Origin of the sequence: Kitasatospora sp. NPDC127035 (genome assembly GCF_042726075.1) — a bacterium.
Lineage (GTDB): Bacteria > Actinomycetota > Actinomycetes > Streptomycetales > Streptomycetaceae > Kitasatospora.
The window spans coordinates 6,151-20,241 of the sequence record NZ_JBHXDN010000054.1; the positions used below are offsets into that span (position 1 = coordinate 6,151).

Here is a 14,091-nt window from a genome sequence, read left to right on the forward strand (position 1 = left end):
GCCCCCGCTTTGTATTACTTTTTGGGCGGTTTTTTCCGGGCCCCCAACACGGCCGGGGCGGGGGCCCCCGGGGGGGGGGGGCCCCCCCGGGGGGGGGGGGGGGGGGGGCCCCCCCCCCCCCCCGCCGTGGCGTACCGGTCAGCTGGGGGGCGTCAGGCCAGTTCGACGTTGGCCAGGTCCATCTGCCCCTGGGCGTTGACGTTCACGTTCTTGACGGTCTTCGTGTAGGCCGCGGAGGACATGTAGGTGTACACCGGGATGTACGGCAGGTCCTTGATGAGGATGTCGTCGGCGGCCTGGTAGAGCTTGAGGCCCTCGGCCTCGCCCTTGGCGGCGTCGGCCTTGGCCAGCGTGGCCTCGAACTCCTCGTTGACGTAGCCGCCGTAGTTGGAGCCGTTCTCGATGGCGACCTTGGAGAAGATCGGGCGCAGGTAGTTCTCGATCGACGGGTAGTCCATCGACCAGGCCATGCGGAAGGCCCCGGAGTACTTCTTGTCGCCCAGCGCGGTGAGGATGGCGCCGAACTTCTCGAACGGCTTGAAGGTGACCTCCAGACCGAGGTTCTTCTTCAGCTGGTTGCCGACCGCCTCGATCCACTCCTTGTGGCCGCCGTCGGCGTTGTACCCGATCTCGATCGTGTTGCCGGGCAGGCCGCCGGCCAGGGTGAAGAGCTCCTTGGCCTTCGCCGGGTCGTACTTGGCGGCGTCGCCGAGCGCGCCCGCGCGGTAGCCCGGGATGATCGGGCTGATGAAGTCGTCGGCCGGCTTGCGGGTGCCCGAGAAAATCGTCTTGGTGATCGCCTCGCGGTCGATCGCCATCGAGATCGCCTTGCGCAGCTCCGGCTTCTGGAACGCCGGGTTCGTGGCGATCGGGAATCCGAGGTAACCGACGCCGGATTCCGGCTTGTAGATGTAGCGGTCGCCGAACTCCTGGGCGACGGTCGCCATCGCCGAGATCGGCAGCTTGTCGGTGATCTGGATGTTGTTCGCGCGCAGGTCGTTGTACGCGGTTTCCAGCTTGTCGTAAACCTTGAACGTGACGGAATCCAGCTTGGCCTTTCCGTCCGACGCCGGGAAGTTCTCGTACCGCTTGACCTTGATCTGCTTGTTGTGCTCCCACTTGCCGTCCATCTGGAAGGCGCCGTTGCCGATCGGCGCCTCCTCGAAGGCCTTGGTGTCGGTGAAGAAGGCCTTCGGGAGCGGGAAGAAGGCGTTGTAGCCGAGCATGGTCTTGAACTGCGAGAACGGCACCTTGAGGGTGACGGTGAAGGTCTTGTCGTCGACGACCGCCAGGCCCTTGAGCTTGTCCGCGGTGGGCGTCTTGTCCTTGCCCGGGGCCAGCTCCTCGGAGCCGAGGATCTTGTCGTAGAACGGCATGGCCTCCTGCGCGTTGGCCTGGTTCGCGCCGTAGTTCCAGGCGTCGACGAACGACTGCGCGGTGACCTTCTCGCCGTTGTGGAAGGTGTAGCCGTCCTTGAGCTTGATCGTCCAGACGGTCGCGTCCGGGCTCTCGATCGACTCGGCGACCCGCAGCCGCGGCGAGTTGTCCTTGATGTCGTAGTCGACCAGGCCGGCGAAGATCGCGTTGAGCACCTCGGAGCCCTCGGACTCCGCGGTGTTCTGCGGCACCAGACCGTGCTGCGGCTCACCCAGCTCGACGCTGATCGAGCCGCCCTTCTTGCCCGACCCCGAGGTGCCCCCGTCCGAGGACTTCTTGTCGCTGCTGGTGCTGCAGGCCGAGATCGCGAGCGCGGTGCAGGCCGCGAGCGCGGTCCAACGCATCGTCTTGGTGAGCCTCATTCAACTGCTCCTCGATTTAAGGGCTTACGAACGAACGGCGCCTCGCCAGTCGGTGTGCCGGGCATGGCGAAGGTCGACATCTCAGGGCCGATCCGCACAGGTGACGAGGTGACCACTGATACGCGCAGAGCAACTATCGATCACCCGACCCCTTCGGTGGAATCGCCGTCACATCTCTTTTCAATTACATGCTCAGACCAACCCGTGACAATACTCGGCAAATTCCTCCATATCGCGCACGGAGCCGTCAATTCCACTTTCCGAATAACGAACATATATCACCGGTATTCGGCGCATTACGAAGCGTAATGATCATTTCCGAGTGCCCCGGACACCGTTCGGACGGGAATTCCCGCAGGTCGGCGGGCCGCAACGCGAGAGCGCGCCCTCCGAACGGAGGACGCGCTCTGTGAGTGGGGCGTACGCCCGGTGTCAAACGGTTTCCGGGCCGCCCCCGGGCTCTCCCCCGGGCCCCTTCCCGGACTCCCCCGCCGGCGCCCACTCCCCCGGTCCGCGCTCGGCCGCGAAGTGGCACGCCGAGTCGTGCGCCGCGAGCCCGTCCAGCCAGGCCGGGACGGCCAGCAGCGGGGTCTCCAGTGCGCACTTCTCCTGCGCCTTCCAGCAGCGGGTGCGGAACCGGCAGCCGGACGGCGGGTTCGCCGGCGAGGGCACGTCCCCGGTGAGGACGATCCGGTCCCGCGACTCGCGCGCCGTCGGATCCGGTACCGGCACCGCGGAGAGCAGCGCCTGGGTGTACGGGTGCGTGGCGTGGTCGTAGATCTCCCGGTCGCTGCCGATCTCGACCATCCTGCCGAGGTACATCACGCCGACCCGGTCGGAGATGTGCCGGACGATCGAGAGGTCGTGCGCGATGAACATGTACGAGAGGTTGAACTCGCTCTGGAGCTGCTCCAGCAGGTTGATCACCTGCGCCTGCACCGAGACGTCCAGCGCGGACACCGGCTCGTCGCAGATGATGACCTCCGGCTTGAGCGCCAGCCCCCGGGCGATGCCGATGCGCTGGCGCTGGCCGCCGGAGAACTGGTGCGGGTACCGGTTGATGTACTCCGGGTTCAGGCCCACCACGTCCAGCAGGTCCTGGACGGCCTTGCGGCGGTCGCCCTTCGGAGCCACCTCCGGGTGGATCTCGTAGGGCTCACCGATGATGTCGCCGACCGTCATGCGCGGGTTCAGCGAGGTGTACGGGTCCTGGAACACCATCTGGATGTTCCGCCGCACCGCCTTCAGCCCGGCCCCGGAGAGCCGGGAGATCTCCTCGCCCTTGAACCGGACCGATCCCGCGGTGGCGGGCTCCAGGTTCATCAGCACCTTGGCCAGCGTGGACTTGCCGCAGCCCGACTCGCCGACGATGCCCAGTGTCTCGCCCTGCCGCAGGTCGAAGGAGACCCCGTCGACCGCCTTCACCGCGCCGACCTGCTTCTTGAACAGCACCCCCCTGGTCAGCGGGAAGTGCTTGACCAGGTCGCGGACCTCCAGGATCGGCTCGCCGCGCGCCACCTTCTGGGCGAAGGCGGCCTCCACGGGCGCAGCGCTCACCCCGGTCACCCTCGTCGCCCCGGCCCCCGTCCCACCGGAGCCCGTCGCCCCGGCGCCCGTCCCACCGGCGCCCGTCCCACCGGCGCCCGTCCCGTCAGCGGTCATGGAGGGTCTCCTTCCAGAAGAAGCAGGCACTGCCCCGCCCGGCCAGCTCGGTGCCGTCGTCCTCGGTGACCGGGAACAGCTCCGGCACCTCCCGCCGGCAGATGTCCTGCGCCCGCGGACAGCGCGGGTTGAACGCGCAACCCGGCGGGATCCGCAGGAGGTTGGGCGGCAGGCCCTTGATCGCGTAGAGCTCCTGGCCCTTCTGGTCCAGGCGCGGGATCGAGTCCAGCAGACCCCTGGTGTACGGGTGGGCCGGGCGCGCGTACAGGTCGTGCACCGGCGCCGTCTCGACGATCCGGCCCGCGTACATCACGGCGATCTTGTCGGCCACGTCGGCGACCACGCCGAGGTCGTGGGTGATCAGGATCAGACCCATGTGGTACTCGGCCTGGAGCTCCGCGAGCAGGTCCATCACCTGCGCCTGGACGGTGACGTCCAGGGCCGTGGTGGGCTCGTCCGCGATGATCAGGTCGGGCTCCAGCGCCAGCGCCATGGCGATCATGATGCGCTGGCGCATGCCGCCCGAGAACTGGTGCGGGTAGTCGCCGACCCGGTCCCTGGCGGCGGGGATGCGCACCCGGTCCATCAGCTCGATGGCCTTCTCCTTGGCCTCCTTGCGCGAGGCGCCGTGATGGGCGCGGAACATCTCGCCGAGCTGGAAGCCCACCGTGAGCACCGGGTTCAGCGAGGAGAGCGCGTCCTGGAAGATCATCGCGATCTTCTGCCCGCGGATCTTCCGCCGTTCCTCCCTGCCCATGGTGAGCATGTCCTGTCCGCGGAACCGGATCTCGCCGCGGGGGATGCGGGCCGGCGGCATATCGAGGATGCCCATGATCGCCTGCGCGGTCACCGACTTGCCCGAACCGGACTCGCCGAGCACCGCCAGGGTCTCCCCCGCCCGCACGCTGTAGTTGACCCCGTTGACCGCCTTGGCCACCCCGTCCCGGGTGACGAACTCGACGTGCAGGTCGCGGACGTCGAGCAGCGGCCCCTCGTAGGGCTTCTCGTGCTGGGATTTGCCGGTATCGACTGCTGTGGTCACGATGCGTCCCCTCGCTCAGCGAAGCTTCGGGTCGAGGGCGTCGCGCACCGCGTCGCCCAGCATGATGAAGGCCAGCACGGTGACGGAGAGTGCCGCGGCCGGGAAGAACATCACGTACGGGGCGGTCCGGATCACCTTCTGGGCGGAGGAGATGTCGATGCCCCAGGAGATGGTCGGATCCTGCAGGCCGATGCCGAGGAAGCTCAGCGTCGCCTCGGTGGCGATGTACCCGCCCAGGGCGATGGTGGCCACCACGATCACCGGGGCGACCGCGTTCGGCAGGATGTGCCGGAGCATCAGCCGGCCGGTGCCGGCGCCGAGCGCCCGGCCGGCCACCACGAAGTCGGACTGCTTGACCGTCAGCACCGCACCGCGCATGACGCGCGCGATCTGCGTCCAGCCGAGGAAGGCGAGCGCGATCACCACGCTCCACACCGTGCGGTGGGAGAAGGAGTTCAGCAGGACCAGCGCGCCGAGCAGCAGCGGGATGCCGAAGAAGATGTCGATGATCCGGGAGATCACCGCGTCCACGCCGCCGCCGAAGTAGCCGGCCACCATCCCGGCCAGTCCGCCGAGCACGGTCACCGCGGCGGTCACGCAGATGCCGACGGTGATCGACGCCCGGGCGCCGTACACCACCCGGGCGTAGATGGACCGGCCCTGGCCGTCGTAGCCGAACCAGCCGGCGCCGAAGAAGTCCGTCCAGTCCGGCCGCTTGAGGTAGTCGTTGACCAGGTCGGCCTTGCGCGGGTCGGCGTCGGTGAACGCCCAGGGGAAGATCGCCATCACGACCAGCAGCAGGATCAGCACCGCCGAGATCAGGAAGATCGGCCGCCGCCGGAGGTCCCGCCAGGCATCGCCCCAGAGGCTGCGGGCCTCCTCCCGCTTGACCGGGTCGGGCTCCACCAGGGTCTCCAGCTCGACCGCCATGCCCTGCTCACCGGCGTAGTCCAGGTGGTCCATCCCCGGCTTGGGGTGCGGTTCGTACGAGCTCTCGTCGTGGATGTCAGGCATAGCGGATCCTCGGGTCCAGGACCGCGTAGAGCAGGTCGACGATGAGGGAGGCGACCAGGTAGACGATCACCAGGACGGTCACGATGCCGACCACGGTGGGTCCCTCCTTCTGGTTGATCGCCCGGTACAGGACGTTGCCGATGCCCTGGACGTTGAAGATGCCCTCCGTGACGATCGCGCCGCCCATCAGCGCGCCCAGGTCGGTGCCGAGGAAGGTGACCACCGGGATGAGCGAGTTGCGCAGCAGGTGACGGGAGATGATGGTGCGCCGGGGCAGGCCCTTGGCGACCGCCGTGCGGAGGTAGTCGGCCCGCAGGTTCTCGCCGATCGAGGTCCGGGTGAGCCGCGCGACGAAGGCCAGTGAGAGCGAGCCCAGGACGATCGCCGGCAGGATCAGTTGGGAGAGGTCCGTCGAGTCCTGCACCGTCGGGGTGACCCAGCCCAGATTGGTCGCGAAGATCGTCTGGGCGATGTAGGCCAGCACGAAGACCGGGATCGAGATCACCAGCAGGGTGAGGACCAGCACCAGGGTGTCCTGGAGGCTGCCGCGCTTCAGACCGGAGACCAGGCCCAGGCAGAGGCCGAGGATCATCTCGAAGAGGAAGGCCATCACGGCCAGCCGGATGGTGACCGGGAAGGCGTCCGCCATGATCTCGGTGACCGGCCGGCCGGTGAAACTGGTGCCGAAGTCCCCCTGGAAGAGGTTCCCCATGTAGTGCAGGTACTGCTTCCAGAGCGGCTGGTCCAGGTAGTACTTGTGCTTGAGGTTGGCCACCACGGCGGGGTCGGCGGCCTTGTCGCCGAACAGCGCCGAGACCGGGTCGCCCGGCAGGGTGTAGACCATCAGGAAGATCAGCAGCGTGGTGCCGAAGAACACCGGGATCATCTGCAGTACCCGACGCAGCACATAACTGCCCATCCGAGCCTCCTTCCTAGCTATCTGACCGAGTGCCCGGGCCCCGCCCTCCGTGCGGGGAGGGCGGGGCCGGCGCAGGGGGGCTGATCAGCCCTTGACCTCGACCTGGGTCCAGGCGGGGTTGCCGAAGGAGTCGAACTCGACGTTCTGCACCTTGGTGGAGTAGCCCGAGTTGGTGCGGTAGTACCAGAGCGGGACCGCCGGCATGTCGCCCGCCAGCACGGCCTCGGCCTGCTGGTAGCCGGTCACCGTGTCGGCCACGCTGGGAGCCTGGTCGGCCTGGTTCGCCAGCTGGTCGAACTGCGGGCTGCTGTAGCCGAAGTCGTTGGAGGCGGCGCCGGTGCGGTAGACGTCCGCGAGGAAGTTGGCGTTCAGCGGGTAGTCCTGCACCCAGCCGGTACGGAACGCACCGTTGATCTGGTGGCCGGTGATCGCCGCGCGGGCGGTCTTGAAGTCGGGCTTCGGGTCGCCCACGCAGTCCACGCCGGTGCTCTGCCGGATCGAGTTGCAGACCGCGTCGACCCACTCCTTGTGGCCGCCGTCCGCGTTGTAGGTGATCGTCAGCCTGTTGCCGGGCACGCCGCCGCCCTCGGCGATCAGCTGCTTCGCCTTGGCCGGGTCGAACGTGCAGTTGGCACCGCACTGGCCGTCCTTGTAGCCCTCGACGCCCTCGGCGACCCAGGCGGTGGCCGCCTTGCGCGAGCCCTGCAGCACCGTCTTGGTGATGGTCTCGCGGTCGATCGCCATCGACAGGCCCTGGCGGACCTTGGCCTTCTCCGGCGGGGCCCAGTCCGGCTGGTACAGGGTGAAGCCGATGTTCTGGATGGCGCCCTGCGGCGCGTCGATCGCCCGGTCGCCGAGGTCGCTCTTGTAGGTGGCCAGCGCCGACGGGGGCACCTGGTCGATCACGTCCAGGTTGTTGGACTGGAGGTCCGCGTAGGCGGCCTCCGCGGTGCTGTACATCTTGAAGACGATGCCGCCGTTCTTCGGTTTGTCGACGCCCTGGTAGTCCGGGAACGCCTTGGTGACCACCTGCTGGTTGTGGTCCCAGCTGACGAACTGGTAGGCGCCGTTGCCGACCGGCTTCTGGCCGTACCCGGCCGGGTCGTTGAAGAAGGCGTCGGGCAGCGGGGAGAAGGCGATGTAGCCGAGCTTGTACTCGAAGTAGGAGACCTTGCCGTTGAGCTTCACGGTGAAGTGCAGGTCGTCCACGACGGTCAGCCCGGACATCTTGTTCGTGGCGGGCTGGCCGCTCGTCGGGTGGACGTCCTGGTAGCCCTCGATGTCGGAGAACCAGGAGCTGTTGATCTGGTTGTTGCTGGTGGTCGCGGCCCAGTTCCACGCGTCGACGAAGTTCTTGGCGTGGACCGGGGTCCCGTCGTGGAACTTCCAGCCGTCCTTCAGGGTGATGGTGAAGGTCTGGGAGTCGCTCGTCTCGATGGTGTCGGCGACCTGCATCCGGATCTTCGCGTTGGTGGGGTCGTAGTCGACCAGGCCCTTGAACAGGTTCTGCAGGATGCGCCCACCACCCGTCTCGTTGGCGTTCGCCGGCTGCAACGGGTTCTGCGGTTCACTGCTCTGGTAGCTGAAGGTCTTGGTGCTGTCCGACGAACCGCTGCTGCTGCCGCCGCCGCTGCTGCACCCGCTGGCCACCAGGGCCACGGATGTCGCTGCGGCGAGGACCCATCGAGCACGGGTGGCTGCGGGCATGGAGGTCCCTCCTCAAGGTGTGTGACGCATCACACCCCATGAGAAGCGCGCCCGTGCGGCGGCGCGAGTCGGGTACCCCCGGACGGGTGCACCGGGGGCCGGAGGAGTTGACGGAACGCCGGAAGGGCCCGCAGCACGGGGCTGCGGGCCCTTCCGGGCGGAGTGAAGCGGGATCAGGCCGCAGCCGGCTCCCGGACCTCGGCGAAGTGGCACGCCGACTGGTGCTTGGCCGCACCGGTCAGCACCTCGGGGACCGCCAGCAGCGGGACCTCGGTGGAGCAGCGCTCCTCGGCCTTCCAGCAGCGGGTGCGGAACCGGCAGCCCGACGGCGGGTTGGCCGGCGAGGGGATGTCACCGGTCAGGATGATCCGGTCGCGGGACTCGCGCGCCGTCGGGTCCGGCACCGGCACCGCGGAGAGCAGCGCCTGGGTGTACGGGTGCGTGGCGTTCTCGTAGATCTCCTCGTCCGAGCCGATCTCGACCATCTTGCCCAGGTACATCACGCCGACGCGGTCGGAGATGTGCCGGACGATCGAGAGGTCGTGCGCGATGAACATGTACGAGAGCTCGAACTCGCTCTGGAGCTGCTCCAGCAGGTTGATCACCTGCGCCTGGACGGAGACGTCCAGGGCGGAGACCGGCTCGTCGCAGATGATGATCTCGGGCTTGAGCGCGAGGCCGCGGGCGATGCCGATGCGCTGGCGCTGGCCGCCGGAGAACTGGTGCGGGTACCGGTTGATGTACTCCGGGTTCAGGCCCACCACGTCCAGCAGGTCCTGGACGGCCTTGCGGCGGTCGCCCTTCGGGGCCACCTCGGGGTGGATCTCGTAGGGCTCACCGATGATGTCGCCGACCGTCATGCGCGGGTTCAGCGAGGTGTACGGGTCCTGGAACACCATCTGGATGTTCCGGCGGACGGCCTTGAGGCCCGCGCCGGACAGCTTGGAGATGTCCTCGCCCTTGAACAGCACCTGACCGGAGGTGGCCCGCTCCAGGTTCATCAGCACCTTGGCCAGCGTGGACTTGCCACAGCCGGACTCGCCGACGATGCCGAGGGTCTCGCCCCTCGCCAGCTCGAAGGAGACGCCGTCGACGGCCTTGACCGCGCCGACCTGCTTCTTGAAGAGGATGCCCTGGGTCAGCGGGTAGTGCTTGACCAGGTCCTTGACCTCCAGGATGGGCTCAGCCATGGAGGGTCTCCTTCCAGAGGTGGCACGCGCTGCGGCGGCCGGTGAGCTCCTTGCCGTCCTTGTCGGTCACCTGGTGCAGCTTCGGGATCTCCGAGCGGCACAGGTCGGTGGCGACGTCACAGCGGGGGTTGAACGCGCAGCCGGCCGGGACCTTGAGCAGGTTCGGGGGCAGGCCCTTGATCGCGTACAGCTCCTGGCCCTTCTGGTCCAGGCGCGGGATGGAGCGGAGCAGGCCCTTGGTGTACGGGTGCGCCGGGTTGGCGTACAGCTCGTGCACCGGCGCCGTCTCGACGATCCGGCCCGCGTACATCACGGCGATCTTGTCCGCGACGTCGGCGACCACGCCGAGGTCGTGGGTGATCAGGATCAGGCCCATGTTGTACTCGGCCTGGAGCTCCGCGAGCAGGTCCATCACCTGGGCCTGGACGGTGACGTCCAGGGCGGTGGTGGGCTCGTCCGCGATGATCAGGTCGGGCTCCATGGAGAGCGCCATGGCGATCATGATGCGCTGGCGCATACCGCCGGAGAACTGGTGCGGGTAGTCGCCGACGCGCTGCCGGGCGGCGGGGATGCGCACCCGCTCCATCAGCTCGATGGCCTTCTCCCGGGCCTCCTTCTTGGAGGAGCCGCGGTGCACCCGGAACATCTCGCCGAGCTGGGCGCCGACGGTCATCACGGGGTTCAGCGAGGAGAGCGCGTCCTGGAAGATCATCGCGATCTTCTGGCCGCGGATCTGCCGGCGGTCCTCCTCCTTCATGGCGAGCATGTCCTGCCCGCGGAAGAGGATCTGGCCCTGGCTGATCTTGCCGGGCGGCATGTCGAGGATGCCCATGATGGTCTGGGCGGTCACGGACTTGCCGGAGCCGGACTCGCCGAGCACCGCCAGGGTCTCACCGGCGGCCACGGAGTAGTTGACGCCGTTCACGGCCTTGGCGACGCCGTCCCGGGTGTGGAACTCCACGTGGAGGTCCTTGACCTCCAGCAGCGGGGTGCCAACCTCCAGGCGGCCGGTCTTCTGGTTCTTCTCGATCACGGTGGTCATCGGGTCGTCACCTCTTCTCTCAGCGGAGCTTCGGGTCGAGGGCGTCGCGGACCGCGTCGCCGAGCATGATGAAGGCCAGGACGGTGACGCTCAGTACCGCGGACGGGAAGAGCAGCACGTGGGGCGCGTCGAGGAAGCGGACCGACGCGTCGCTGATCATCAGGCCCCAGGAGATCTCCGGCGGCTGGACGCCGATGCCCAGGTAGGACAGGGCCGCCTCGGCGCCGATGTAGACACCCAGGCTGATCGCGGAGACGACGATGACCGGCGCGATGGCGTTCGGCACGATGTGCCGGAAGGTGATCCGGCCGGAGCCGGCGCCGAGGGCACGGGCCGCCATCACGTAGTCGTTGTTCTTGTTCGACAGCACCGAGGCACGCATGATGCGGAAGATCTGCGGCCAGCCGAGCACGGTCATCACGACCGAGACCGTCCAGGCGTTGCCCTTGCCGAGCATCGACATGATCAGCATGCCGCCGAGCAGCAGCGGGATCGAGAAGAAGATCTCGGTGAAGCGCGAGAGGATGCTGTCGACGATCCCGCCCTTCCACCCGGCCAGCAGGCCGAGGAGGGCGCCCACCAGGGTGACCATGGTGGTGGTCAGGACGCCGACGATGATCGAGTTGCGCGCGCCCCACACCGTGCGGGTGTAGATGTCGCAGCCCTGGACGTCGAAGCCGAACCAGTGGTCGCCGCTCGGACGCTTCAGCGAGTCGGCCAGGTCGCAGGCCCCCGAGTCGAACGGGCTGCCGTCCGTGAACCACTGCGGCACGACGGCCAGCAGGAGCAGGAACGACACCAGCACGGCGCCGATGATGAAGACCGGGTTGCGGCGCAGGTCGCTCATCGCGTCCGACCAGAGACTGGCGACGCGCTCCGGCTTCTGCTTCTTCTCCGGGGAGGACTTCGGGGAGTTGTCCTCGGAGGGGGCCTCGGCGCCCTTGGTGATGGTCTCACTCATAGCGGATCCTCGGGTCGAGCACGGCGTACAGCAGGTCCACGAGCAGGGTGGTGACGAGGTAGATCATCACCAGCAGCGTGACGACGCCGACGATGATCGTGCCCTGCTTCTGGTACACGGCCTGGGCGAGCAGACCGCCGATGCCGTGGATGTTGAAGATCTTCTCCGTGATGACCGCGCCGCCCATCAGACCACCGAGGTCGGCACCGAGGAAGGTGACGATCGGGATGAGCGCGTTGCGCAGGGCGTGCCGGCCGATCACCCGACGCCGCTTCAGACCCTTGGCGACCGCGGTGCGCACGTAGTCGGCGCGCATGGTCTCCATGAGGCTGGTGCGGGTCAGTCGGGCCACGTACGCGAGCGAGGTCGACGCCAGCACGAAGGCCGGCAGCAGGTACGCCCGCAGACCGTCCTCCTCGTTGAAGGAGACGGAGAAGATCTCGAGACCGTAGTCGTTCTTGAGCTTGACGCCGAGCACGAGCTGGAGCACGAAACCGGTGACGAAGACCGGGATCGAAATCACGAACAGCGTGCTGATCAGGACCAGTTGGTCCAGGAACTTGCCCTTGCGCAGGGCCGCCATGACGCCCGCCAGCACACCGATGATCGCCTCGATGACGAAGGCCACGATGGCGAGGTTGACGGTGAAGGGGAACGCCTCGCTGATCATGTCGCTCACCGAACGACCGGTCAGGCTCTCACCCAGGTTGCCCTGGAACACGCCGGAGATGTAGTTCCAGTACTGGAGCAGGAACGGGTCGTTCAGGTGGTACTTCTGGCGGATCATCTCCGCCACGAGCGGGTCGGCCTTCTTCTCGCCGGCCAGCGCCTGCACCGGGTCACCGGGCAGGCTGAAGCACAGCCAGTAGATCAGGAACGTCGCACCGATCAGGACAGGGATTGCCTGTATAAGTCGGCGGATGACATAGCGGCCCATCAGACCTCCATACTTTCGGACAAGGAAGGGAGGCGGGAGGACCCGGACTGTAGTCCGGTCCGCCCGCCCCCGTTCGTCTGATTAACCGGATCAGCCGGCGAGCTCGACCTCGTCCAGGTTCATGCGACCCTGGGCGTCGGTGTCGAAGTTCTTGATCTTCTTGCTGTACGCGGCGGAGGACATGTAGGTGTACACCGGGATGTACGGCAGGTCCTGGACCAGGATGTCGTCAGCCTGCTGGTACAGCTTCTGACCCTCCTCCGGGCTCTTCGCCTGGTCGGCCTGGTCCAGCAGCGCCTCGAACTTCTCGTTGACGTAGCCGCCGTAGTTCGAGCCGTTGTCGATCGCGACCTTGGAGAAGATCGGACGGAGGTAGTTCTCGATCGACGGGTAGTCCATCGACCACGCCATGCGGAAGCCGCCGGAGTACTGCTTGTCGCCCAGCGCGTCCAGGATCTTGCCGAACTTCTCGAACGGCTTGAGGGTGACCTCGACGCCCAGGTTCTTCTTCAGCTGGTTGGCGACGGCCTCGATCCACTCCTTGTGGCCACCGTCGGCGTTGTAGCCGAGCTCCAGGGTGTTGTTCGGGACACCGTTGGCCGCGGTGAAGATCTCCTTGGCCTTGGCCGGGTCGTACTTCGCCGCGTCGCCCATGGCGCCCTTGCGGTAGCCCGGGATCAGCGGGTTGACGAAGTCGTCGGCCGGGACGCGGGTGCCCGAGAAGATCGTCTTGGTGATCGCCTCGCGGTCGATCGCCATCGAGATCGCCTTGCGGATCTCCGGCTTGCCGTAGGTCTCCGGGTTGGTGGCGATCGGGAAGCCGATGTAGCCGACGCCGGACTCCGGCTTGTAGATGTAGCGGTCGCCGAACTCGCCCTTGACCGTGCCCATGGCCGAGATCGGGAGCTTGTCGGTGGCCTGGATGTTGTCGGCGCGCAGGTCGTTGTACGCCGTCTCCAGCTTGTCGTAGATCTTGAAGGTGACGCCCTGGAGCTTCGCCTTGCCGTCAGCGGCCGGGAAGCCCTCGAAGCGCTTGACCTTGATCTGCTGGTTGTGCTCCCACTTGCCGTCCATCTGGAACGGGCCGTTGCCGATGGGGGCCTCTTCGAAGGTCTTCTTGTCAGCGAAGAAGGCCTTCGGCAGCGGGTAGAACGCGTTGTAGCCCAGCATGGTCTTGAACTGGGAGAACGGCGCGGTCAGGGAGACCGTGAAGGTCTTGTCGTCGACGACCGTCAGGCCCTTGAGCTTGTCGGTGGCCGGCTTCTTGTCCTTGCCCGGGGCCAGGTCGGCGGAGCCGTCGATCTTGGCGAAGAACGGGAGGCCCTCGGCCGCGTTGTCCTGGTTGGCGCCCCAGTTCCAGGCGTCCACGAAGGACTGCGCGGTGACCTTCTCACCGTTGTGGAAGGTGTAGCCGTCCTTCAGCTTGATCGTCCAGACCTTGCTGTCGGGGGACTCGATCGACTCCGCGACGCGCAGCTTCGGCTCGTTGGTCTTGTTGTCGTACTCGACCAGGCCGGCGAAGAGGGCGTTCAGGACCTCGGCACCCTCGGACTCCGCGGTGTTCTGCGGAATCAGGCCGTGCTGCGGCTCACCGAGCTGAACGGCGATCGTGCCGCCGCCCGAGGCAGCCTTGTCGCTGCTCTTCGAGCTGGTGCTGCAAGCGGTCGCCGCAAGGGCGATCGCGGTCGCCGCGACGAGCCACTTGGTCTGGGTTGCACCACGCATGGGGGGATGCCTCCTGAATTCGACTTTCCAACGAGGAGAGCACCGCGGTTGGTCGGGACCGGATCCGCTGTGCCGTCCGCGCTCGTGGTTTCG

General features: G+C 67.2%; 11 protein-coding genes. All 11 read right to left on the reverse strand.

Translation table 11 applies throughout. The features are described 5' to 3' along the window. Positions 1-152: 152 nt before the first annotated feature. Positions 153-1,799, reverse strand: a complete 1,647-nt coding sequence (locus tag ACFWIC_RS29430; protein ID WP_329874627.1) for an ABC transporter substrate-binding protein — start codon at positions 1,797-1,799, stop codon at positions 153-155. A 432-nt stretch (positions 1,800-2,231) separates the two neighbouring features. Beyond that, on the reverse strand, positions 2,232-3,365 hold the full coding sequence (locus tag ACFWIC_RS29435; protein ID WP_380356729.1) for an ABC transporter ATP-binding protein: 1,134 nt from the start codon (positions 3,363-3,365) through the stop codon (positions 2,232-2,234). A gap of 85 nt (positions 3,366-3,450) precedes the next feature. Further along, on the reverse strand, positions 3,451-4,503 hold the full coding sequence (locus tag ACFWIC_RS29440; protein ID WP_329949328.1) for an ABC transporter ATP-binding protein: 1,053 nt from the start codon (positions 4,501-4,503) through the stop codon (positions 3,451-3,453). Between the two features lie 15 nt (positions 4,504-4,518). Then, complete coding sequence (locus ACFWIC_RS29445; RefSeq protein WP_329874638.1) at positions 4,519-5,433, reverse strand: ABC transporter permease; 915 nt, start codon at positions 5,431-5,433, stop codon at positions 4,519-4,521. 76 nt (positions 5,434-5,509) lie between these two features. Next, positions 5,510-6,436 carry an ABC transporter permease gene (locus ACFWIC_RS29450; protein ID WP_329874632.1) on the reverse strand — a complete coding sequence of 309 codons (927 nt, stop codon included), beginning with the start codon at positions 6,434-6,436 and terminating at the stop codon, positions 5,510-5,512. Positions 6,437-6,520: 84 nt separating this feature from the next. After that, on the reverse strand, positions 6,521-8,143 hold the full coding sequence (locus tag ACFWIC_RS29455; RefSeq protein ID WP_329874634.1) for an ABC transporter substrate-binding protein: 1,623 nt from the start codon (positions 8,141-8,143) through the stop codon (positions 6,521-6,523). A gap of 173 nt (positions 8,144-8,316) precedes the next feature. Beyond that, a complete protein-coding gene (locus tag ACFWIC_RS29460) occupies positions 8,317-9,333 on the reverse strand; it encodes an ABC transporter ATP-binding protein (protein ID WP_380520421.1) in 1,017 nt (338 codons plus the stop codon). Beyond that, complete coding sequence (locus ACFWIC_RS29465; protein WP_329876241.1) at positions 9,326-10,375, reverse strand: ABC transporter ATP-binding protein; 1,050 nt, start codon at positions 10,373-10,375, stop codon at positions 9,326-9,328. The genes ACFWIC_RS29460 and ACFWIC_RS29465 overlap by 8 nt, the downstream gene beginning before the upstream one ends. A 19-nt stretch (positions 10,376-10,394) precedes the next feature. Further along, entirely contained in the window at positions 10,395-11,336 is a 942-nt protein-coding gene (locus tag ACFWIC_RS29470; RefSeq protein ID WP_329876239.1) for an ABC transporter permease, read from the reverse strand. After that, positions 11,329-12,273: an ABC transporter permease gene (locus ACFWIC_RS29475; RefSeq protein WP_329876237.1), complete on the reverse strand. Its 945-nt coding sequence runs from the start codon at positions 12,271-12,273 to the stop codon at positions 11,329-11,331. Before ACFWIC_RS29475 ends, ACFWIC_RS29470 begins: the two co-directional genes overlap by 8 nt. A gap of 90 nt (positions 12,274-12,363) precedes the next feature. Beyond that, entirely contained in the window at positions 12,364-13,998 is a 1,635-nt protein-coding gene (locus ACFWIC_RS29480; RefSeq protein ID WP_329876235.1) for an ABC transporter substrate-binding protein, read from the reverse strand. Positions 13,999-14,091: the final 93 nt, after the last annotated feature.